Here is a 22,182-nt window from a genome sequence, read left to right on the forward strand (position 1 = left end):
CTTCTCCGTCACGCCGCTTCCAGCAGGCGGTCCTTGCTGACCGGCTCGTTCTTGAATTCCCGCACCAATGCGCCGCGCTTGAGCACGAGGATGCGGTCGGCCAGCGACAGCACCGTTTCCGGCTCGGTCGACAGCACGATGATCGCGAGCCCTTTTGTGCGGAGGTCGCGGACGATGTTGATGACGTCGTTCTTGGCGCCGACATCCATGCCGCGGGTCGGCTCGCACAGCACCAGCAGCTTGGGCGGGTGGGTGAGCCATTTCGCCAGCGCGACCTTCTGCTGATTGCCGCCCGAGAGCATGCCGAGATCGAGGCCGACCACCGGCGGCCGGATCTGCAACTGCTCGACCTGGCGTTTTGCGATGTCGCGCTCCTGCGCCGGCTTGAGCAATAGCGCCGAGATGCGGTCGAGAATGCTGATCGAGATGTTCTTGTACACCGGTTCCTGGTGAAACAGCATGTCGCGCCGGCTCTCCGGCACCAGCGCCACGCCGGCGCGCCGCGCCGCCGCCGTGCTGGCGAAGGTCTTCGGCGTGCCCTCGACGAAAAGCGTGCCGGTGTCCGGCTTCAGCTTGCCGAACAGGATGCGTGACAATTCTTGTTGGCCGCAGCCCATGAAGCCGTAGATGCCGAGCACTTCGCCGGCGCGGGCCTCGAACGAGACGTCCTGAAGGCTGCGGGACAGCGACAGCTGATCGACCTTGAGAACGACCTTGCTGTCGCTCGGCCGCGGCAGCATCAGATCGTCGGTGTAGCTGTGCTCGAGCGCTTCGCCGCCGCGGCCTATCATGGCCTCGATCAGCGCGCCCTTGCTGGTCGCGGCGCTTGCGGTCTCCGCAACCTTCCGCCCGTTCCGGAACACGGTCACTGTATCGGACACAAGCAGGATGTCCTCGATGAAATGCGAGATGAAGACGATTGCGGTGCCTGCCTCGCGCAGCCGCCGGAGCGTGGTGAAGAGCCGCTCGACCTCGGGTGGGGAGAGGGCGGAGGTCGGCTCGTCCAGGATGACGATGCGGGCGCCGGAGAACAGCACGCGCGCGATCTCGATCAGCTGCTGCAATCCGATCGGGAGATCGCCAAGCCGCGCCATCGGGTCGACGTCGATGCCGAAGCGGGCGAGCTGCTCGCCCGCCTCGCGCGCCATCCGCCGCCATTGCACGAGGCCGAGGGCGTTGGTCGGCTGGTTGCCGAGGAAGACGTTTTCCGCGACGGTCAGGTCGGGCGCAACGCTGAGCTCCTGGTGCACCATGGCGATGCCGGCGGCGTGCGCATCGCGCGCCGATCGGAAATGCATCTCCCGGCCATCGACCAGGAAGCGGCCGGAGAACTCGGTGTGCACGCCGGCGATGATCTTCATCAGCGTGCTTTTTCCGGCGCCGTTCTCGCCGACGAGACCGTGGATCTCGCCGGGATAAAGCGCGAAGTCGACACCACGAAGCGCTTCGACGCCGCCGAAGCTCTTCGTGATGCCCTGGAGTTCCAGGATGGGCTGTTGTCCCGCAGTCATAAAAGTTCAGATCTGGAGGCTCAGATCAGGAAGTGATCCTGCATCCACTGCATCCCGGCGGCGTTGGCCTTGGTTACGACCGGGCCGTCGGTGATGACGTGCTTCGGGATTCCCTGTCCGCTCTTCTCGCCGCCGACCACGGCCGACACGCCTGCAATGATGGCGCCGCCATGGATGCGGCAGGAGGGATTGCGGACGGTCGCGAACATGCGGCCTTCGCTCACCGCCTGGATCGCCGGCGGCATGGCATCGACGCCGCCGATCAGGATGTTGGTGCGGCCCCGCGCCTTCATGATGTTGGCGGCGGCGAGCGCCATGTCGTCATTGTGGAAGAACGCCGCGTCGATCTGCGGGTATTTCGTCAGGTACGTTTCCCAGAGACGCGCCGTCTTGGAGACGTCCCAGTCGGCCGGCTGGGTGTCGAGCACCTCGATTCCCGGGAATTGCTTGACCACCGAGTTGAAGCCCTTGGCCCGGCCTTGCGCGCCTGTATGTCCGAGCGCGCCCTGCGTCATGATGATCTTGCCCTTGCCGCCCATGGCGTTGCACAAGGCCTGCGTCACCGAAGCGCCCATGAACTCGTTGTCGGGGGCGAGGAAGGAGTGGACGTTGATCTGGTCGAGCGGCGCGATCAGCGTGTCCATGTCGATCACGGGCGTGCCGGCGTCGATCATCTTCTGCACGGGCTGGGTGAGGGTGCCGATGCCGAAAGCTTGGATCGCGACGAAATCCCATTTCTGCGAGGCCATGTTGTCGATCGCCGCGCGCTGCTTCACCGCATCGAGCTGGCCGTCGAACCAGGTCACTTCGACGTTGAACAGCTTGCCCCAGAATTCCGCCGCCTGCTTGCCCTGTGCGCACCAGGTCGCCTGGAGGCCCGCGTTTGAGAACGCCGCTTTCAGCGGCTTCTCGCTGCGCCCTACCTCGGCGGCCAGTGCTGGATTTATGCCCATGCTGCCGAGGATGGCAGTTGCGGCGCCGGCGGTCGCTACCGCCTGAAGAAGATCGCGCCTCGTCGTCGAGAAATCTTTCGTCCCGGACATCGCTCGCTCCCATAAAATTTTGTCGTCGGCGCGTCATTGCCTGCGCGACCGATGTCCGAAAGTCTCTCACAAGAGTTGTTGCCACTCAATCTGCAAACAACCGCGAGGCAGGCGTCGCATCAGCCGGGAGTGTCGCTGCGCGTCACGGCGAGGTCGAGCATCGCCTGTCAGCGCGCGCATCGATCCTTGCGCGAGCGCGATGCGTCGTGCGGGCAAGGGCTCGGCTACCGTGGCTGCACGATTTGGTCGGAAGAAGCGTTCATCGGCCGCATCGGCCATGCACGCAAAAAAAGAGCGGGGCCCTGGCCCCGCTCAAAAATTGTGTCGACCCTATTATCCCCGATTCTAAGATTTGCTCTTGATTGACGGGGCGACGCTGCGTTTTGCGCGCCAGGGGCTCCTCCCGAGACTTGGACCACCAGGCCTCGACCTCGCGGTCAGCGCCTGAGCAAGAGGATGCTAGATCAACTTTTCTCACTTGTCATCATTTTCGGCAACGATTGTTCAAAATAACAGCAGCTGACGAAATGATCGGGCTTCTGGCCATCTAAGCATATGACAGATATAAGAAATCTGTGGATGGGCGGGGGTGGTTTGGCTGCCTCAATGCCGACCCCCGCCCGGCAGCAGGGGAGTCCAATCACAGTTTTCGCGAAATTTGCGCTGGGCCAAGCGGGCGGCGGAACTGGCCTCGACTCGGGTGCCGGCGCGGTGTTTAGTTAGCGCACGAACGAATGGTTCGGCGGATGCGCGCACGGCTGCAAAGATTCTTACCTCTGGTCCTGCTCGCCCTGGCGATGCAGGTGCTGGCGCCGATTGCCGCCTGTTTGGCGACCGGCCAAGCCGTTGCCGATCCACTGTCTGCCGGCGTGATCTGCCACAGCGCGAGCGAGCAGAGTGGCCTGAACGGTCAGACCGGCGGGCCGGCCGCGCATGCCGGCGCGTGTGCCCTGTGTTGCCTAGCCCAGGCCAACGCGTCGCTCGATTCGCCGACGCATGCGGCACTCGCGATTCCCGTCCGCCATGCCGAGCGCGTGGTGTGGCATCCGGCGCATGCGTCCGCGGTCGCCGCTGACAAGCGCTCGAGCGCCCAGGCTCGCGCGCCGCCTCGATTTTCCTGACGTAGCGACCAAACCGAACCATGGGCGCGCGCCGTTGCCGTGCCGGTGGCGTGCTCAATGGACCGGCCGACGTGCCGGATTGTCAGGAATTCAACAGATGTTACGCATTCGTGCGATCAGCCGCGCGAGCTTGCCCGTGCTTTGCGGGCTGGTGTCCTCGATCGGCTCAGACGCGCTAGCCCAGGGCGCCTCGGAAGCGCTTCCCGCAGTGACGGTGGAGGCGCCGCAGGCTCCCCGTCCCAAACCAATTACCCGGCCATCGCGACTGCGATCCACTTCCGCGGGGCGCGCAGCGAGACCCGTTGCACAGAATGCGGCCGCCAGCGCGCGGACCGAAAACCTGGCCGTGTCTGCCGGCGCAGCCCGGGCGGGTCTCAATCAGTCGCCGGCCGGCCAGACCGCGACGACGATCGATCGTAGCCAGTTCGACAACCGCCCGGCGTTTTCGGTCAGCGACGTCTTGCGGGACAGTCCGGGCATTTCGGTCAAGCAGGGGAACGGTCCCCGCGATTTCGGCATCTCGATTCGTGGCTCCAATGCCCGCAACGGTTTCGCTATCCGCAATCTCGTGATCTTCGAGGATGGCTTTCCGGTGACGCAGCCGGACGGCCTGTCGCGCAGCGATTTGATCGATCCCCATGCGTATGCTGCGATCGACGTGATCCGGGGACCTTCATCGGCGCTCTACGGCAACTACGCGACCGGCGGCGCGCTCAATTTCCGGACACGGCCGGGCGGCACGGTCGATGGTGTCGAATATGGCGTCGACGGCGGCAGCTATGGCTATCTCAACAACTACCTGGGGGCCGGCAAGAAGGTCGGCAATTTTGAGGCCTCCCTGTTTGCAAGCGACGAGCGAGGCGACGGCTACATTGGCAACAGCTGGTTCAATACGCAGACCGTCAACTTCCTCGGAACGCTCAAGGCGACGCCGGACGATCGTTTCACGGTCAAGATCATCAACAACGATCTCAGCGCGCGGCTGCCGCTTCGGCAGTCGCTGAACCAGTACTATCTCAACCCGTTCCAGCAGGGATGTGCGACCGGCGCCACCGCCGCGCCGGGCTGCGGTACGGTCAGGCTATTCAACAACGGCTTCAACGCAGCCGCCGGGACCGATACGGAGACGGCCGTGCAGGCCGGGCTCGGTCGCAACGATCGCCGGACCATCGTCGGCGGCCGGTGGGAGCACGATTTCGACAACACCATGACCTGGCGCAACCAATTCGTGTTCGACGACCGAAACATCAGCCAGCCGACTGGCACGACCAGCGCGATCGGAGATTTTCCGTCGTACAATTTCATGAGCGATCTAACCAAGCGTGGCGAGCTTCTCGGCCTGGAGTCGACCGCGTTCTTCGGCGCCTTCTACAACACCCTGACGGCGTCGAGTGACACGCGAAACGTGATGCCGGGCGGCAATGGCACGCTCGGCAGGCTTTCGAGCAATCTCTTCAGCGAAACGACCAACTATGGTGTACGTGTCAGGGAAGAGCTCAGGCTGACGACCTCGCTGACCGCGGTCGCCGGCGTTGGTTGGGAGACCACCCTGCTGAAGGGGACAAACACGGCCTATGCGTACGCAGGTCCAACCGGCATCACCACAACAACCCTGACGACCGCCGACCGGCAGTTCCAAAATGCCGCGCCAGAATTGGCGCTCCTCTACAATCTCGACAACGAGTGGCTGTTTCGCGGACGGGTTGCCACAGGATACGGGACACCGCAGGTTTCGAACCTCTTTGTGCTTCCGACTGGGTTGTCGGGCAACAATACCCAGCTCCAGGCGCAGAAAAATCTAGGCTACGATCTCGGCTTCGACTGGACGCCGAACAGCACGTTCAAGCTCAGTGCGACTGGCTTCTACGAGTTCTTTCGCAACGAGATCGTCAGTCAGGCGACCCCGATTGCCGGCATATCCTACACGTTCAACGCGCCGCGATCGGAGCACCGGGGCATCGAGCTTGCGGCGGACTGGAAGTTCTCTCCGGGCTGGCGGTTCACGGCGGCCTACACCTATCTCGACGAGGTCTACACCGAGTATGTCGAGAACATCACCAATGGCGCGGTGTTCAGCTTCAACCGGGCGGGCAACAAGATTCCCGGCATCTCCCCCAACGAGCTGACGGCGCGAATTGGCTATGACGAGTTCGCCGGGCCACTGACCGGCCTCGGTGGTTTCGTCGAGATCCAATGGAAGGACTCCTTCTTTATGGACAACGCAAATCTGCTGAAGGCGCCCGGCTATGAGCTGGTCAATGTGAACGTCCACTACAAGACCGATCTGGTGTCCGACACCTTCAGATCGCTGAACTTGTTTCTCGAGGTCAGGAATGTGTTCGATCGCACCTACGTCGCCTCGGCAAACAACATTGCCAACACGATCACAACGGCAGGCCTTCAAAATCCTGCGAGCGTGCTCGCAAACACGACAGGATCGATCTATGCCGGCTCGCCGCGCACCTTCGTTGCCGGTATGAAGGTGGCGTTCAAATGATGCGGGCTCGCGAATGGAGTGGGGCTATGATCCGAAGCTGCTTGCTCGGGATCGTCTCTCTTGCAGCCTTGCAAGGTGCGGCGCTCGGGCAGATGCACGGCAAGCACGCGTCTGAAGCCGCCTGTGAGGAGCCGACGCTGCGCTGTGCGACCAAGGCGACGTCCGCCTTCGGTCCGGACGGGACGCTGTGGCTGGTCTGGATGGCCGGGGGGCACGTCTCGGTCGCAAGTTCGCAGGATGCGGGGCGCAGCTTTTCCAGCCCCACCCAGATCACGACGAAGAGGCTGAACCTCGATTGGGGGCCCGATGCCCGGCCGAAGATCGTGGTCGATCGCAGGGGCGGCATCGCCGTCGCGTTCTCGATCTTCAGGGACGAGGCCTTCAACGGCCAGGTGCTGTACACGCGGTCGGCCGACGGCGGGAGGAGCTTTGCGGAGCTGAAGCCCATCACCGCAAGCAATGAGAGCCAGCGTTTCGAAGCGCTGGCGCTCGATCAGGACGGAACGATCTTCGCGGCCTGGCTCGACAAGCGCAATCGCGTTCCCGCAAGAGAGGCGGGACGGAAGTACGAAGGAGCAGCGCTGTTCTTTGCCTCGTCTCGCGATGGCGGCGCTACTTACCAAGAGGCCAGTCCCGCACGTGACGGCACCTGCGAGTGCTGCCGATTGGGGCTGGCGTTCGCGGCGCCGGGGCGGCCGGCTGTGATCTTCAGGAACATCTTCGAAGGGGCCGTGCGCGATCATGCGGTCATGACCTTCACCGATGTTTCGACACCGGGTGAAATCCGTCGGGTCAGTAACGACGACTGGCAGATCAACGCCTGCCCGCATCACGGGCCGAGCCTCACCGTTGCGCCGAACGGAACCTATCACGTCGCCTGGTACACGAACGGCAAGGCGCGGAAGGGATTGTTCTACGCGCATTCGCGCGACGAAGGCCGTACGTTCTCTGCACCCATGGCGCTGGGACAGCCGGGCCGTAACCCGACGCGTCCCTTCGTGCTCGCGAACCCGGCGGGAACGGTGATGGTCTGGAAGGAGTTCGACGGCGAGAAGACTTCGGTTCGGATGACGATCTCTCACGACGATGGCGAGACCTGGTCGCCGCCGAAGACGATAGCGAGCACGGCCGACACGTCTGACCATCCCTTGCTCGTCGCCAATGGCCGGCAAGTGTATCTGTCTTGGATGACGAAGGCGGACGGCTATCGTCTGACAGCGATCGAGGACCAACCATGAGACGTCGATTTGCAGCTATTCTGGGGCTGGGTATCCTGATCACATCAGTATCGGCGCTCGGGGCGCCGTCGGCCCTCAAGCCGTTTGAACGCGGCACTTGGCAAAGCGTGCTGAGTGGGCATGCGGGTCGTCCGACGCTCGTGCATTTCTGGGGCGTGACCTGCGGGCCCTGCAAGGTCGAGCTGCCCTTGCTCGGGCGGTTTGCAAAGGATCATCCGGAGATCGATGTCGTCACGATCAGCGCCGATCTCGTGCCAAACCTGCCGGCCGCCACGCAATCGATGCTCGACAAGGCGGGGCTGTCGTCGACCGAGAATTTCATCTTCAATGACGGCTTTGTCGAGCGCTTGCGGTTCGAGATCGATCCTGCCTGGCAGGGCGACATCCCCAGGACAATGCTGATCTCGCGGGACGGGATTATCACGACGATCGAAGGCTCGGCTGAAATAGCCGATCTCGAAAAGTGGTCGGCGCAGCAACTCGCCAAACACTGAAGTTCAAGTCTGCAAAGGAAATACCGACATGAAGACAATCTCGAGAAACGTGATGCTCGCTGCGCTCGCTCTCGCAATCTCCGCAGCACCGGCGGCCGCCGCCGACGTCAAGGCCGGCGACCTCATGATCTCGCAGGCGTGGAGCCGTGCGACGCCGGGCGGCGCGAAGGTTGCGGGCGGGTATCTCACCATCGAGAACAAGGGCACAGCGGCGGACAGACTGGTCAGCGTGTCCGCGGATATCGCAGGCAAGGCCGAGATCCACGAGATGGCTGTGGACAACGGCGTGATGAAGATGCGCCCGCTCGAGAAGGGGCTGGTGATCGATCCCGGCAAGACGGTGAAGTTCGCGCCCGGCGGCTATCACCTGATGCTCCAGGAACTGAAAGGCCCGTTCAAGCAGGGCGACAAGGTGCCCGTGACGCTGCAGTTCGAGAAGGCCGGCAAGGTCGCCGTCTCCCTCGACGTCCAGGGCGTCGGCGCGCAGGCGCCGGGCGACGCCGGGCACTCGGGTCACATGGACATGAAGAAAATGCCGGATCACTCGGGAATGAAGATGAAATGAGATGGATCCGGCTGGCCGCCGGCACCTGCGGATCGCCGGGCCGGTGACCGATTTCGTTCGGGTCACTCTGCAGGACGATTGAGCCGGCGCCGCCGTAAGGGGGCGCCGCTGCGGTTCAAGCCAAACCTGAAGTCGACGGAAAAATGACAAGGAATTTCGCCGCGTTAGCGGCTTTTCCTCATTCCTGGCCTTGTGTTTTCGCTCCCAATCCGCGTTTCACTGCAGCCGATCACTGATTCTCAGAGTATTCCCATGCGGTTGTCGCGGTTCTTTCTGCCCATCCTGAAGGAAAACCCGAAAGAGGCGGAGATCGTCTCGCATCGCCTGATGCTGCGCGCCGGCATGATCCGACAGGAGGCGGCCGGCATCTATGCCTGGCTGCCGCTTGGCTTCCGCGTGCTCAAGAAGATCGAGCAGATCGTGCGCGAGGAGCAGGACCGCTCCGGCGCGATCGAGGTCTTGATGCCGACGCTCCAGCTCGCCGACCTCTGGCGCGAGAGCGGTCGTTACGATGCCTATGGCCCGGAGATGCTGCGCATTGCCGACCGCCACAAGCGCGAGCTGCTGTACGGGCCGACCAACGAGGAAATGATCACCGAGATCTTCCGCGCGTACGTGAAGTCCTACAAGAACCTGCCGCTGAATCTCTATCATATCCAATGGAAATTCCGGGACGAGCAGCGCCCGCGCTTCGGCGTGATGCGCGGCCGCGAGTTCCTGATGAAGGATGCCTATTCCTTCGACCTCAACGAAGCCGCAGCGCGGGTCGCCTACAACAAGATGTTCGTCGCCTATTTGCGCACCTTCGCGCGGATGGGGCTGAAGGCAATCCCGATGCGCGCCGAGACCGGCCCGATCGGCGGCGATCTCAGCCACGAGTTCATCGTGCTGGCGGAGACCGGCGAATCCGGCGTGTTCATCAATCGCGACGTGCTGGACCTGCCGGTGCCGGGTGAGGACGTCGATTATGACGGCGATCTGACGCCGATCATCAAGCAGTGGACCTCGCTCTATGCGGCGACGGAGGACGTCCACGATGCCGCGCGCTTCGAGCGGGAGGTGCCGGCGGACAAGCGGGTCAACACCCGCGGCATCGAGGTCGGCCAGATCTTCTATTTCGGCACCAAATACTCCGAGCCGATGAAGGCGCTGGTGGCGGGCCCCGACGGCGTCGACGTGCCGATCCATGGCGGCTCCTACGGCGTCGGCGTCTCGCGCCTGCTCGGTGCCATCATCGAGGCCTGCCATGACGATGCCGGCATCAAATGGCCCGAGGCAGTGGCGCCCTTCCGCGTGTCGATTCTGAACCTCAAGCAGGGCGATGCCGCCGTCGATGCGGCCTGCGAGAAACTTTATGCCGAGCTCACGGCCAAGGGCGTCGACGTGCTCTACGACGACACCGACCAGCGCGCCGGCGCCAAATTTGCCGCCGCCGACCTGATCGGCATCCCCTGGCAGATCATGATCGGGCCGAAGGGGCTTGCCGACGGCAAGGTCGAGATCAAACGACGCAGCGACGGCGCCCGCGAGACCATGTCGCCTGCGGACGCGGTCGCAAGACTTGTGGGCTGATAAGGCTGGTCGGCTGAATATTGTTCATCGCGCGATATTGCGGCCGCCAATCCGGCCACAATTGACCCCGAATCATGGGATTATCGAGCGATGGATGAGACCATGACCGAAACCGTGCAAACCGCGCCTTTTGCGCCATTCGAGTGGATGCTGTCGGCGCGCTATCTGCGGGCGCGCCGGAAGGAGGGATTCATCTCGGTCATCGCCGGGTTCTCCTTTCTCGGCATCATGCTGGGCGTCGCGACGCTGATCATCGTCATGGCCGTGATGAACGGCTTCCGCAAAGAGCTGCTCGACAAGATCCTTGGGCTTAACGGCCACATCCTGGTTCAGCCGCTGGAATCGCCGCTGACTGACTGGAAGGACGTCGCCGAGCGCATCAGTCAGGTCGAGGGCATTCGCCTCGCGGCCCCCGTCGTGGATGGTCAGGCGCTGGCGTCATCGCCATGGAACGCCTCGGGCGTCCTGGTGCGGGGCATCCGCTCCGACGATCTCAACAACCTCACCTCGATCGCCAAGAACATCAAGCAGGGCTCGCTCGAAGGCTTTGACGACGGGCAGGGCGTCGCGATCGGCCGCCGCCTCGCCGACCAGCTGTCGCTGCATGCAGGCGACAGCGTGACGCTGGTGGCGCCGAAGGGTGCGGTCACGCCGATGGGCACGACGCCGCGGATCAAGCCCTACAAGATCGTCGCCGTATTCGAGATCGGCATGTCCGAATACGATCTCGGCTTCGTGTTCATGCCGCTGGCGGAGGCGCAGGCCTATTTCAACCGCAGCAACGACGTCACCTCGATCGAGGTCTTCACCACCAACCCCGACAAGATCGACGCCTTCCGCAAGGCGGTGACGGAGGCGGCGGGCCGGCCGATATTCCTGGTCGACTGGCGGCAGCGCAACTCGACCTTCTTCAATGCGCTCCAGGTCGAGCGCAACGTCATGTTCCTGATCCTGACGATGATCGTGCTCGTCGCGGCGCTCAACATCGTCTCCGGCCTGATCATGCTGGTGAAGGACAAGGGCAGCGACATCGCGATCCTGCGCACCATGGGCGCCTCGCAGGGCTCGATCATGCGGATCTTCCTGATCACGGGCGCCTCGATCGGCGTGGTCGGCACGCTGGTCGGCTTCTGCGTTGGCCTCGTGATCTGCCTCAACATCGAGTCCATCAGGCAATTCCTGTCCTGGCTGACCAGCACCGAGCTGTTCTCGCCGGAACTCTATTTTCTGTCGAAACTACCCGCCGAGATCGACGTCGGCGAGACCACGGCGGTCGTCATCATGGCGCTGACGCTGTCGTTCCTGGCGACGCTCTATCCGTCGTGGCGCGCCGCGCGCCTCGATCCCGTCGAAGCGCTGCGGTACGAGTGAGGGGCTGATGGAGCAGCAGCAGGGGGCGGAGGATGTACCGGTCATTTATCTCCATGAGATAAAGCGGCAGTACTTGCAGGGCGAGGTGCCGCTGACGATCCTCGATGGCGCCAAGCTGGCGCTGTGGGCCGGCCAGTCGGTCGCGCTGGTGGCGCCGTCGGGCTCGGGCAAGTCGACGCTGCTGCACATCGCGGGGCTGTTGGAAGCGCCGGATTCCGGCGAGGTCTATGTCTCGGGTGCACCGACGTCGCAGCTGCCCGACATCGAGCGCACGCAGCTGCGCCGTACCGATATCGGCTTCGTCTATCAGTCGCACCGGCTGCTGCCGGAATTCTCGGCGCTCGAGAACGTGATGCTGCCGCAGATGATCCGCGGCCTGAAGAAGTCCGAGAGCGTCAAGCGCGCCAAGGAGATCCTGGGCTATCTCGGGCTCGGCGACCGCATCACCCACCGCCCGGCCGAGCTGTCCGGCGGCGAGCAGCAGCGTGTTGCGATCGCACGTGCGGTCGCCAATGGGCCGCGCGTGCTGTTTGCGGACGAGCCGACCGGCAATCTCGATCCCGGTACCGCCGAGCACGTGTTCCAGGCCCTGATGCAGTTGGTCAAGGCGACGCACGTGTCGATGCTGATCGCGACCCACAACATGGAGCTCGCCGGCCGCATGGACCGGCGGGTCTCGCTGTCGCACGGCCAGGTGGTCGAGCTCGACTAGCAAAACTGCGAAAACAACCCCATGCACAGTAGCCAAGTGCTTGGCGGGACTTTCGAAAAAAATCGGCAACAGTGCTCCGCCGCCGCCTCAGGGCTCAAGGCCTGATCACGGTCAGTTTGAACGGTCCGCCATTGGCCGCGGCGTGCGCCACGGCTTCGTTGGCATGGTCGAGGTCGAAGGCCGTGGTCTCGTATTCCTCGAGCCGCAGCAACCCGGCGCGTACCAGCGCGATCAGCCGGCTCGCCGCATCCGGCGGGTACATCCAGACGCCGTGGATGCTGATGCAGTTGCGCATGATCCAGGGGTAGGGCAGCTCGAGCCCTGCGCCGCCGGCCATGCCGACGCCGCCCATCAGCACGACGCGGCCATACGCGCGCACCGTCATCACCGCTGCCCGCACGACGGTCGGGCTCACCGAGGGTGGCATGATGTCGAACACGCAGTCGATCGGGCCCGATGCAGCGCGCTTCATCGCTTCGCGGTCGTCGTCCTCATTGCCTGTGAGCCTGACCGGCTTCACGCGGCTGCCGAAACGGCGGACGAGGTCGGCGAGGATATTTTCGTTGCGCCCTGGCGTGACCACGCAGGCTGCGCCCATCGCGAGCGCGACAGAGACGGCGGCGCTGCCGAAATTGCCGGTGGCGCCGCTCACCAGCACGGTCTCGCCAGGACGAAGCTTTGCAGCGAGGAAGCCGCCATAGGGCACCAGCAGCGTGCCCAGCGCGCACCAACGCGTCGCTTCCTCCGGCGTAATCGCGCCGAGGCGTTTGACGTTCTCGGTCGGCAGGCGCATCTGCTCGGCGAAGGAGCCGTGGCGAAAGTGCTTTTGCAGAGACATGCCGCCGGGTCCGGCGGCCGTCAGCCCCTGCAGGGCGATATCGGGCGCAACGGCGTCATCGCGCGAGCGCACGGTCGGATCGCAGAACACCCAGTCGCCGATCGCGAGCTTGGTCGCGTCCGGGCCGATCGCGCGCACCCGGCCGATGCCGCCGGGGCCCGGGATGATCGGCAAGTCGAGTGCGTAGTTGCGCTCCCCGCTGAAGACCTCGTTCATGTAGGACAGCACGCGTGTGGCGACGACATCGACGATGACCTCGCCGGTGCCGAGCACCGGTTCGGGGACGTTCTCGATTGCCAGTGGCGAGCCGAAGGATTTGAGCACGGCAGCTTTGATCATGTTCACCTCAAAGTCGGGTGAGGCCGATATGCGCCGCCTTGGAGGGGCCAGGAAGGCCTGGTATTATCCTAATATTCCAAGGACCCTCCATTGCGGGAGCGACATCAATGGCCGACCCACGGCGCGTCGAATTCGGCGATTTCCTGAGGTCCCGCCGCGAAAAGCTGTCGCCGAAGACCGTGGGCCTTGCGGTGGGTGGCCGCCGGCGCACTGCAGGGCTGCGGCGTGAGGAGGTTGCGCAGCTCGCCGGCATTGGGGTCGACTGGTACATCCGCCTCGAGCAGGGCCGCACCGTCAGCCCCTCTGTCACCACCATCGACGCGCTGGCCCGCGCGCTGCGCCTCAGCAAGGCCGAGCACGCGCACCTGAAGGCGCTGGCGCGCGACGGGGACAAGCGTCCATTCACCCGCGAGATCGTGCCGCCGCCGATCCAGCGGATGATCGAAAGCCTGAAGCAACCGGCCTACATCACCGGGCGGCGCTGGGACGTGCTGGCCTGGAACGCGGCCGCCGAAGAGGTCTTTGCCTTTGGGCAATTGCTGGAGCAGGATCGCAACACGCTGCTCCTCATGATGACCAACAAGCAGACGCGAAAATCCTACGGCGCCGGCTGGGCGGACGTCGCCAAGTCCATGGTGGCGATGTTTCGCGCCACCCACGACGTCTGGGCCGGCGATCCCGCCTTCACCGAGCTGCTCACGCGGCTGCGCCAGGGCAGTCCGGAATTCGTCAAATGGTGGGAGGCGCACGAGATCCGCAGCACCGCCTCGGGCCTCAAGACCATGAACCATCCGACCAAGGGCGTGCTCCGGTTCGAGCACACCAGCTTTCAGGCCAACGACGATCCCGCGCTGAAGCTCGTGATCTATACGCCTGTGCAAGGCGTAGAGACATAGTGGCCAGCGCGTCTGCTTTGGAGCGGCAAGCGGAAATGTTGCGATCAGTCCGGGCTCTGCCCCGGCGGTCAACCGGAGTGGAGGCGGATCAAGGATTTGACCGCAACCACTGCGAAAAAGCTCGGATGGTCCGTGCCTGCGGATGGCTTGGCTTACTGACCACATGGAAGCCGTAGCCAGGCAAGCTCAACTTGAACGCCTTCACGAGCGTACCGGCGGCGAGGTCGTGTGCCACGAGCACGTCACTGAAAATCCCGACTCCCTGTCCGGCGATCACCGCCTCGATAGCGTGCAGTTCCTCCCGGAAGCTCAAATGCTGCATGTCCTTGAATTGTGGCACCTCTCGCCACCTGCGCTGAGCTGCGGCGAGCCATCTCTGCCATGTCGGCGGCTCACGATCGGCGGGCGACCAATAGGAGTGGATCAGAACGTGGTCAGCGAGATCGACTGGTCGCTTCAGGCGCTCCGTTGCAAGCAAACGCGGACTGCAAACCGGCCAGAACGTATCGCTGAAGAGATCATCGACGATCCCGTCGGTCGGCCGTGCCCGGCTGGTCGCATAACGAATGGCTACATCGCCGTCTCCGGCCTGCAGATCGAGTACTGAATCTGTACCGATGACTTCCAGCGGCACGTCGGGATGCAGCTTCCGCCACAGCGGCAGGCGGGGCACGAGCCAGCGGCTGGCGAAAGCGTTGGTCGTCGTCACCCGGAGGGGCTGCTGATCGCGTTCCTGCTTGACGGCCGCAATGGCCGCGGCAAACACCTCGAGGCCGCCGCGAATGGCAGGGAAGAGCCGCGCTCCGGCATCGGTCAACGAAAGAGGCCGTGGTCTGCGCCGGAACAGCGCCCGACCGCAATACTGCTCGAGCAGTCCGATCTGGTGGCTGATTGCCGTTGGTGTCACGCCGAGTTCTGCCGCAGCCCTCTTGAAGCTGAGATGGCGGGCAGCGGCTTCAAACGCGCGAAGCTCGATCAGCGGCGGCAACCTGTGCATGCCGCCAGTCTAGGTGAAATCAGTTCATCGTCACCTGAATTCTTCGGATTTGCTCCGAGACAGCCCGCGACCGAGGATGTGGCGGATCAAGCTGAGGAGACCGTGTCATGTCGTCCATCGCATCTGTCGCCAGCGCCGCCGCGGATCTTGGTCCCTCCTTTGGAGGACAACTGCTCAAGCCAGCGGACGAGGGCTACGATGAGATGCGAAAGGTCCACAACGGGCTGGTCGACAAACGGCCAGCATTGATTGCCAGATGCCGTGGCGTGGCTGATGTCGTCGATGCCCTCGCTCTTGCGACCAAGCTCGGTCTTGAGGTCGCGGTTCGCGGCGGCGGCCATAATGTAGCAGGACGTGCAACTATCGACGGCGGGATCATGATCGACCTCTCACCCATGAGGGGCGTCCGGGTCGACGCTGTCGGCAAGACCGTATGGGCGCAGGGCGGGGTCACATGGGGTGAGCTCAATCGCGAAACGCAACTTCGCGGACTGGCAGTCACCGGCGGCGTGGTCTCAACGACGGGGATCGCCGGCCTGACTCTCGGAGGAGGTCTGGGCTGGTTGATGGGCAAGTACGGCTTGGCGCTAGACAATCTGCGCGCCGTCGAACTCGTCACCGCCGAAGGCAAGGTTTTGCGGGCCAGCAAGCATCAGGAGCCCGATCTGTTCTGGGCCGTACGCGGCGGCGGCGGAAACTTCGGGATCGCCACCAGCCTCGAATATGATCTCCATATCGTCGGGCCGATCATCACGGGTGGCCCGATCATCCACCCCATCGAGCGCTCCCGTGACGTGCTGGAATTTTTCCGGACCAGTACGCGCTCGCTTACGGACGAGCACACGCTGTTCGCATCCCTAACCCATGCGCCCGACGGGTCCGGCACGGAGGTCGCCGCCCTTGTCACCAGCCACTGCGGTTCGGCGGCGGATGCCGAAAGAGCGGTGCGGCCGCTGAAACAGTTCGGGGCACCGATCCTGGATGCGGTCGGGCCGATACCCTATTGCGAGCTCAACCGCATGCTCGACGCCAACTATCCGAAAGGCGCTTTCAACTATTGGAAATCGAACTTCCTGACCGAGCTGAGTGATGGTGCGATTTCGACCATAATCGATTGTTTCGCGCGCTGCCCGACTCCCATGGGACAGTTCCTCCTCGAACACATCCACGGTGCGGCGGCCCGCATCGATACGGGGGATACGGCATTTCCGCATCGGCAGGAGGGCTACAATTTCCTGATTCTCGCGCAGTGGATGCAGCCCAGCGATACGAGCCGCTGCATCTCCTGGGCGCGCGAAACCTACGAAAGGATGCGGCCCTTCTTTGCTTCCGGCCGCTATGTCAATTATCTCGATGATGACGAGACGGGCGATCCTGTGGCTGCCGCCTATGGACCGAACTACCGGCGTCTGCAGCGGATCAAAGCGAAATACGACCCGGCGAACTTCTTCCGCATGAACCAGAACATCCGGCCGCTGGCCTGATTGGCGGCTGAGGATCGCGTCGTTCTGATCCTGTTTAGCCGGCAGCAGAAAGGCGCTACGCTCCGGCCCCGGTCTTAACGTTGGCTTGGCGTGCTGATCCCTGGGAGGACTCCAGAATGGCTATCGTGTGCCGACCCGCTCGCATGGACGATTTGGTGAGAGCCGACGAGATCGTAGTCGCCAGCATCAATGAACTTACTGAGCGGCACGGCTTTGGAAAGATGGCATCCTCTCGCCCGCAGACTTTGCAGGCTTTCTCGCTCGCGGATGATCCAGAAGGTTTATGGGTCGCCGATGACGACGGAGAAATTGTCGGCTTCGCGTGGAGTTGGGTTTGTGGCGAGCTTTGGTTTCTGGCACAGCTGTTCGTGGCCCCTGATCGCCAGAGCGACGGCATTGGCAATCAACTCATCAGTCGGATGTTCGCGCACGCAGACATGCGCGGAGCATCCATCAAGGCGCTGATCACCTTCGCATTCAACAACGTGTCTCAAGGGCTCTACATTCGGCACGGATTGTTTCCGCGCTTTCCGATCTACATGGTCAGTGTGCCTCGTGACCGCCTGGCGTCGCGGTTGGCCGAGCCGCGGCTCCATCTTGAATCTCTCGTCGCCCAGACCAGCGGGTTTGATGAGCTGGCGTCCGTTGATGCCAGTGCTCTCGGTATTTCCAGAGAGAAGCATCATCGATATCTCCTGAACGACAGCACGACGAGCGGGTTCACCATTCACGCCGGCAGTGAATGCGTAGGGTATGTCTATATTTCGGATGGACACATTGGCCCGCTTGCAGTTCGCCGGACGGATCTTATGGGCTCGGCGCTTGCTGCTGCGTTGTCGTTCGCGGCGCAGAGCGATTTTCCGACCATCTCGGCCTTCGTATCCGGCGCGAGCGAGCCGGCTCTCAAGGTGGCGATTGAAAACGGGATGCGTCTGACCTTCCCGATGCTGCTGATGTCAAATCGACAGTTCGGAGATTGGGGCAGCTACCTCCCGCGCAATCCGGGTTTCATGTAGCTCAATCCAGGTGCATTGAACACGACGCCATCGCGCAGCTTGGTCACGGGATGACTTTCTTCGCGCGTGCACCTGGCGCGCGCCGGTATTTGCAAGCCGCCTTCGCAGGCGCTGACCGTCACGCTGGCCGATTAGCAACCGAGGTCAGTCAGGTCACGCAAGACGATCGATGATCTGAAGGAGCCGATCGCAGGACGCCTCGATCCTCTTGAGCGGAGACGTTGCGACCCCGAGCAACAATCCTGGGCGCACTGAGCCTGTCGACGCATACCAGAGCGATAGCGGCGTGGGCGCCAGTCCAAGCGGTGCCGCTTCTCTGGCGATGGCCAGATCGGGTGCTCCCTTCGGCAACCGCAGGACTGCGGCCAAACCGGCAATCGCAACGTTTGCAGTGCGCGGGCGAAGGCATTTCAGCAATGCATCGCCTTGCGCTGCGTAGACCCGCTTGGTGCGGCGAAGATGCCGGAGATAATGGCCGTCGCTGATGAAATCGGCCATCGCGAGCTGCACCGCGGGTCCAGGCGCCGGCGCGAGGCACGCCGCAACTTCGGCAAATCGCGACGCCAAAGCGGCCGGTGCAACGACAAAGCCCAGACGGAGGGCAGGTGTCACGGTCTTGCTAAAAGAGCCGATGTGAATGACGCGGCCGGCGCGGTCGAGCGATGCCAACGCCGGCGTCGCCCGGCCCTTGAGCTGAAGCTCGCTCAGATAGTCATCCTCGATCACCCATGCCTTGCTTTGCGCAGCCCAGTCGAGCAGGCGTGAACGCCGCGCAAGCGACAATGTCGAGCCGAGTGGCGCCTGCTGGCCTGGTGTCACGACGACCAGTGCCGCATCAGGAGCATGTTTCAGGCCGTGATCGACGTCGATACCGTCGGCGTCAACGGGGATCGGCGCGACCGATAATCGCGCAAGCTCGAGACCGTGTCGGGTGAAGGGAAAGCCCGGGTCCTCGACCCAGGCCTTCTTCTGCTCGAGTCCGAGGACGCGGAGCGCCAGACCAAGGCCGCCGCTGAAACCGCCGGTGATGATGATCTGGGAGGGCGCGCATTCGATCCCGCGCGCCAGCGCAAGGTGGGCCGCGATCTCGCGCCGCAACGCCGGCTCACCGCGCGGGTCAGGGTAGATCGCCGGTGCGCTCACCTCAATTCGGACCGCCCGCGCGCGCATCCGCGCCAGCAGCGTCGCGGGAAGGGTCTCCTGCGCAGGCACGCCCATCTGGAACATCGCCGGCCCGGCCGTGAGCTCCTGGTACATCTCCATGAAAGAGCCAGGGGCCGGGGCCTTGTCGTGCCGTACCGGCAAGGACGGCCGATCTGCGACATGTGTTCCAGTTGCGCGGGCCGCGACGATCAGTTGGGCGGATGAGAGCTTTTCGTACGCGACGCGCACGGTGCCGCGCGCGACGCCGAGCTGGGCGGCCAGATCCTGCCAGGAGGGCAGGCGTGCGCCCGGGGCGAGCACGCCGCTCTCGATGGCGGTCCTGATCCCCCTGTGAATCTGCTCGGTCAGCGGCGCCTTCGCAGATCGATCGAGCTTCAGACGCAGCGGCTTGGTCATGGCTGGGTGGTACACGATTTTCGTGCGTTCTTGGTGCTTTTTTATGGACCAGGGCAGGGGCACCTAGGGGCAACGGGGAGCGTCCATCCCCTTAATCATCAAGGAACAAGCAGATGAGTGAACGTCTCAACTACAACCACATCGCACCGGCCGGCGCGAAGGCGCTGGGCGGCGTCTACGGCTATGTCACGCAGAGCGGGCTTCCCGCGACGCTGGTCACCGTGGTCTATCTCCGCGTGTCGCAGATCAACAACTGCGCCTATTGCCTCGACATGCACACGCGCGACCTGCTCAAGGACGGCGTGAAGATCGAAAAGCTCGCGCTGGTCCAGGCGTGGGCCGAGGCCGGCAATCTCTTCGACGAACGCGAGCGCGCCGCCCTTGGATGGGCCGAGACTGTCACCCGCGTCGCCGAGACCAACGTTCCGGATGAAGCGTATCAAGCCGCCCGCAAGGTCTTCAGCGAGCGCGAGCTGGTCGATCTCACGATCGCGATCAGCCTGATGAATGCGTACAATCGCATGTCGATCAGCTTCCGAAAGACGCCACAGGCTGCGCTCGAGAATGCAGCCTGACGGCGAAGGGCATCAGCCGGCACAGAAACCAGGAGCCTGAAAATGACGAGCGTGATCTCCGGCGTCAAAATTCCCGACAGCCAATTGGCGCGCGAAGCCACCGAGCTGGTGCGCAGTTACGAAGACGAGATGTTGTTCAACCATTCGGTTCGCGTCTACGTGTTCGGCGCGATCAAGGGGCTGCGTCAGAAGCTGAAGTTCGATTCCGAGCTGCTCTATGTCGCGGCGGTCTTTCACGACCTCGGCCTCGTCGATCACTACCACACCGAGACCAAGCGGTTTGAGGTCGACGGCGCCGACGCCGCGCGCGACTTTCTGCGGGCGCGCGGCATTGCCGAGCCGCAAGCCGACCTGGTGTGGGAAGCAATCGCGCTGCACACCACCCCCGGCATTCCGCAATATATGAGACCGGAGATCGCGCTCACCAACGCAGGCGTCCTGGTGGACGTCGTTGGCGTTGGATTTGACGACTACACGCCGGAGCAGCGCGACCAGGTGATATCAGCGTATCCGCGCGGCGACTTCAAGAACGAGTTCCTGAAGGTGCAGACCTGCTCAGCGCTGAAGAAGCCGCAGACGACGTTCGGGACGGTCAACTTCGATTACATCGAGGATCACGATCCGAGCTTCCGCAAGCCGAACGCGTGCACGCGCATCCGCAACACGCCGTGGCAGAGCTGAGGAGACGCAACCTCTGCGCCACAGGATGCCTGGCTGGAGCCGAACGGTGTTGATCATCCGGTGCCAACGGCAGTCGAGCGGCGAGGAGACGTTGGTTCCTTCTTTGAAAAGTACGGATTCACGACGCAACTCGCGGAGCGTCCAACGGCGAGATATCGGCACTGCGCAAGTGAGCTGTAGCGGCAGTCGAAATAGCCCACGGGGCCATAGATCTGCATGCACACCGGATAGCTCGGATCATAGGTCTGCGCGTGCGCAGCTCCGCTTGCCGGGAGCATGCCGGTGAGGGCGAGCATCCGTGCGGCGCGGCGCATCTCAGCGAGGCAGGAAGTGGCCCGGTGTCTGCGCGCGCGGACGATTTTGATACGCGTATGGGTCTTCGCTCTGTCCGACGAAATACGGATTGGCGATGCAGGTCAGCGCGCGACCGGACGCGCTCGCCTGACACTGCCCGTAGGTGTCGAATCTGCAATTGCTCAGTCCCGGCCATTCATCACCGGTGAGGCAGAACGGATGGTTCTTGCCGAATGCGCGCGCGGGCGTGCTTGCAATCGATGCGAGTGCAAATGTGATGAATGCGAGCGAAAATGTGGCGACAATGGGATGAGGAACTCGACCGCGCATTTCGATTCTCCAATCACGCGAATGTGCGCGCGACGTCGTTACGCGCGCATGCAGTTTATGTCCTGTAGTCGACATTGGAACTCATGAAAACCCTTGTTTCAAAGGGTTTCCGCGCACGCGCCGATAAACATTCGTTAATGAGCAAGGTCCTTTGGACCGAACTGTTGCGTAGTGGTTACAGCAATTCCGTCGATCGCTGTTATGACGACGGTCACGGCCCGGGGGCCTTCTGAAGAAACTGGAACGGGAATCAAATGAAGAAGAATTTGTTGCTTGCCGCTGTCAGCCTCGTCGCGCTCAGCGCGGCTGCGCCGGCGCTGGCTGCTGACCTCGCGGCGCGGCCCTACACCAAAGCTCCGCCGGCGGCAATCGCTGCCGTCTACGACTGGAGCGGCTTCTACATCGGCATCAACGGCGGCGGCGGTTCGTCGCACACGACCTGGGATTTCGTTGGCGTTGGTCGCGAAGGCTCGCACGATGCAACCGGCGGCACCGTCGGTGGCCAGATCGGCTATCGCTGGCAGTCGGGCCAGTGGGTGTTCGGCGTTGAAGGCCAGGGCAACTGGGCCGACTTCTCCGGCGACAATCTCAGCGCGCTGTTCGCCACCAGCAACCGCACGAAGATCGATGCGTTCGGCCTGATCACCGGCCAGGTCGGTTATGCCTGGAACAACGTCCTCATCTACGTGAAGGGCGGTGCGGCTGTGGTCAGCGACAAGTACGAGATCTATAACCTCGGCGGCGGGCTGCTCGCGTCGACCAGCGACACCCGCTGGGGCGGTACGGTCGGTGCCGGTCTCGAGTACGGCTTCGCGCCGAACTGGTCGGTTGGCGTCGAGTACAACCACATCTTCCTGGCCGACAACGACGTGACCTTCGCCGGCTTCGCCGGTACGGAGCGCATCCGTCAGGACGTCGACATGGGTCTCGTCCGCCTGAACTACAAGTTCGGCGGCCCGATGCTCGGCAGGTACTGAGCAAAAGACCGAGACTGATCGCTCTTCGTCGAGCGGTTGTCGAAAGCCCCGGCCATTGGCCGGGGCTTTTT

The 22,182-nt window shown here is 63.4% G+C and carries 21 protein-coding genes; 14 read left to right on the forward strand and 7 right to left on the reverse strand.

Annotated features, from left to right (window positions below):
- Window positions 1–8: 8 nt before the first annotated feature.
- A complete protein-coding gene (locus tag ACVIIV_RS23735) occupies window positions 9–1,511 on the reverse strand; it encodes a sugar ABC transporter ATP-binding protein (protein WP_456746303.1) in 1,503 nt (500 codons plus the stop codon).
- Between the two features lie 20 nt (window positions 1,512–1,531).
- Complete coding sequence (locus ACVIIV_RS23740; RefSeq protein WP_456746304.1) at window positions 1,532–2,554, reverse strand: sugar ABC transporter substrate-binding protein; 1,023 nt, start codon at window positions 2,552–2,554, stop codon at window positions 1,532–1,534.
- A 746-nt stretch (window positions 2,555–3,300) separates the two neighbouring features.
- On the opposite strand from ACVIIV_RS23740, the gene ACVIIV_RS23745 reads away from it, so the two are divergent.
- The 8 genes from ACVIIV_RS23745 to ACVIIV_RS23780 all read left to right on the forward strand — a co-directional run bounded on the left by ACVIIV_RS23745 (window position 3,301) and on the right by ACVIIV_RS23780 (window position 12,124).
- The gene (locus tag ACVIIV_RS23745) at window positions 3,301–3,675 is read left to right on the forward strand and encodes a DUF2946 domain-containing protein (protein WP_456746305.1); all 375 of its coding nucleotides are present in this window, start codon (window positions 3,301–3,303) and stop codon (window positions 3,673–3,675) included.
- Between the two features lie 346 nt (window positions 3,676–4,021).
- The gene (locus ACVIIV_RS23750) at window positions 4,022–6,172 is read left to right on the forward strand and encodes a TonB-dependent receptor family protein (RefSeq protein WP_456746306.1); all 2,151 of its coding nucleotides are present in this window, start codon (window positions 4,022–4,024) and stop codon (window positions 6,170–6,172) included.
- A 26-nt stretch (window positions 6,173–6,198) separates the two neighbouring features.
- A complete protein-coding gene (locus tag ACVIIV_RS23755) occupies window positions 6,199–7,410 on the forward strand; it encodes a sialidase family protein (RefSeq protein WP_456746307.1) in 1,212 nt (403 codons plus the stop codon).
- Window positions 7,407–7,904 carry a TlpA family protein disulfide reductase gene (locus ACVIIV_RS23760; protein WP_456748805.1) on the forward strand — a complete coding sequence of 166 codons (498 nt, stop codon included), beginning with the start codon at window positions 7,407–7,409 and terminating at the stop codon, window positions 7,902–7,904. Before ACVIIV_RS23755 ends, ACVIIV_RS23760 begins: the two co-directional genes overlap by 4 nt.
- A 28-nt stretch (window positions 7,905–7,932) precedes the next feature.
- Window positions 7,933–8,469: a copper chaperone PCu(A)C gene (locus ACVIIV_RS23765; protein WP_456746308.1), complete on the forward strand. Its 537-nt coding sequence runs from the start codon at window positions 7,933–7,935 to the stop codon at window positions 8,467–8,469.
- Between the two features lie 252 nt (window positions 8,470–8,721).
- Window positions 8,722–10,041 (forward strand): proline--tRNA ligase, encoded by a 1,320-nt coding sequence (gene proS, locus ACVIIV_RS23770; RefSeq protein WP_456746309.1) that lies wholly within the window; start codon window positions 8,722–8,724, stop codon window positions 10,039–10,041.
- A gap of 90 nt (window positions 10,042–10,131) precedes the next feature.
- Window positions 10,132–11,412, forward strand: coding sequence for a lipoprotein-releasing ABC transporter permease subunit (locus ACVIIV_RS23775; protein ID WP_456746310.1), 1,281 nt, complete (start codon window positions 10,132–10,134; stop codon window positions 11,410–11,412).
- A 7-nt stretch (window positions 11,413–11,419) separates the two neighbouring features.
- Entirely contained in the window at window positions 11,420–12,124 is a 705-nt protein-coding gene (locus tag ACVIIV_RS23780) for an ABC transporter ATP-binding protein (RefSeq protein ID WP_456746311.1), read from the forward strand.
- A gap of 94 nt (window positions 12,125–12,218) precedes the next feature.
- Here the strand turns inward: ACVIIV_RS23780 and ACVIIV_RS23785 are convergent, their stop codons facing one another.
- Window positions 12,219–13,298 carry a zinc-binding dehydrogenase gene (locus ACVIIV_RS23785; protein ID WP_456748806.1) on the reverse strand — a complete coding sequence of 360 codons (1,080 nt, stop codon included), beginning with the start codon at window positions 13,296–13,298 and terminating at the stop codon, window positions 12,219–12,221.
- Window positions 13,299–13,408: 110 nt separating this feature from the next.
- On the opposite strand from ACVIIV_RS23785, the gene ACVIIV_RS23790 reads away from it, so the two are divergent.
- Window positions 13,409–14,197, forward strand: a complete 789-nt coding sequence (locus ACVIIV_RS23790; RefSeq protein WP_456746312.1) for a helix-turn-helix transcriptional regulator — start codon at window positions 13,409–13,411, stop codon at window positions 14,195–14,197.
- Window positions 14,198–14,285: 88 nt separating this feature from the next.
- Here ACVIIV_RS23790 and ACVIIV_RS23795 read toward each other — a convergent pair whose 3' ends face one another.
- Window positions 14,286–15,194 (reverse strand): LysR substrate-binding domain-containing protein, encoded by a 909-nt coding sequence (locus ACVIIV_RS23795; RefSeq protein ID WP_456746313.1) that lies wholly within the window; start codon window positions 15,192–15,194, stop codon window positions 14,286–14,288.
- A gap of 107 nt (window positions 15,195–15,301) precedes the next feature.
- Here ACVIIV_RS23795 and ACVIIV_RS23800 point away from each other — a divergent pair, with 107 nt between their 5' ends.
- Entirely contained in the window at window positions 15,302–16,678 is a 1,377-nt protein-coding gene (locus ACVIIV_RS23800) for an FAD-binding oxidoreductase (protein ID WP_456746314.1), read from the forward strand.
- 143 nt (window positions 16,679–16,821) lie between these two features.
- A complete protein-coding gene (locus ACVIIV_RS23805; protein ID WP_456746315.1) occupies window positions 16,822–17,694 on the forward strand; it encodes a GNAT family N-acetyltransferase in 873 nt (290 codons plus the stop codon).
- 153 nt (window positions 17,695–17,847) lie between these two features.
- On the opposite strand, the gene pdxR is transcribed toward ACVIIV_RS23805, so the two are convergent.
- Window positions 17,848–19,254 carry a MocR-like pyridoxine biosynthesis transcription factor PdxR gene (gene pdxR / locus ACVIIV_RS23810; RefSeq protein WP_456746316.1) on the reverse strand — a complete coding sequence of 469 codons (1,407 nt, stop codon included), beginning with the start codon at window positions 19,252–19,254 and terminating at the stop codon, window positions 17,848–17,850.
- Between the two features lie 113 nt (window positions 19,255–19,367).
- Here pdxR and ACVIIV_RS23815 point away from each other — a divergent pair, with 113 nt between their 5' ends.
- Window positions 19,368–19,829, forward strand: a complete 462-nt coding sequence (locus ACVIIV_RS23815; protein WP_456746317.1) for a carboxymuconolactone decarboxylase family protein — start codon at window positions 19,368–19,370, stop codon at window positions 19,827–19,829.
- Window positions 19,830–19,871: 42 nt separating this feature from the next.
- Window positions 19,872–20,510: an HD domain-containing protein gene (locus ACVIIV_RS23820; protein WP_456746318.1), complete on the forward strand. Its 639-nt coding sequence runs from the start codon at window positions 19,872–19,874 to the stop codon at window positions 20,508–20,510.
- 53 nt (window positions 20,511–20,563) lie between these two features.
- On the opposite strand, the gene ACVIIV_RS23825 is transcribed toward ACVIIV_RS23820, so the two are convergent.
- Both ACVIIV_RS23825 and ACVIIV_RS23830 read right to left on the reverse strand, forming a co-directional pair.
- On the reverse strand, window positions 20,564–20,824 hold the full coding sequence (locus ACVIIV_RS23825; RefSeq protein WP_456746319.1) for a DUF3551 domain-containing protein: 261 nt from the start codon (window positions 20,822–20,824) through the stop codon (window positions 20,564–20,566).
- 1 nt (window position 20,825) lies between these two features.
- Window positions 20,826–21,134: a DUF3551 domain-containing protein gene (locus tag ACVIIV_RS23830; protein WP_456746320.1), complete on the reverse strand. Its 309-nt coding sequence runs from the start codon at window positions 21,132–21,134 to the stop codon at window positions 20,826–20,828.
- Between the two features lie 254 nt (window positions 21,135–21,388).
- Between ACVIIV_RS23830 and ACVIIV_RS23835 the strand changes: the two genes are divergently transcribed.
- Window positions 21,389–22,111 (forward strand): outer membrane protein, encoded by a 723-nt coding sequence (locus ACVIIV_RS23835; protein WP_456746321.1) that lies wholly within the window; start codon window positions 21,389–21,391, stop codon window positions 22,109–22,111.
- Window positions 22,112–22,182 lie beyond the last annotated feature (71 nt).

The organism is Bradyrhizobium sp. USDA 4354 (assembly GCF_054060315.1).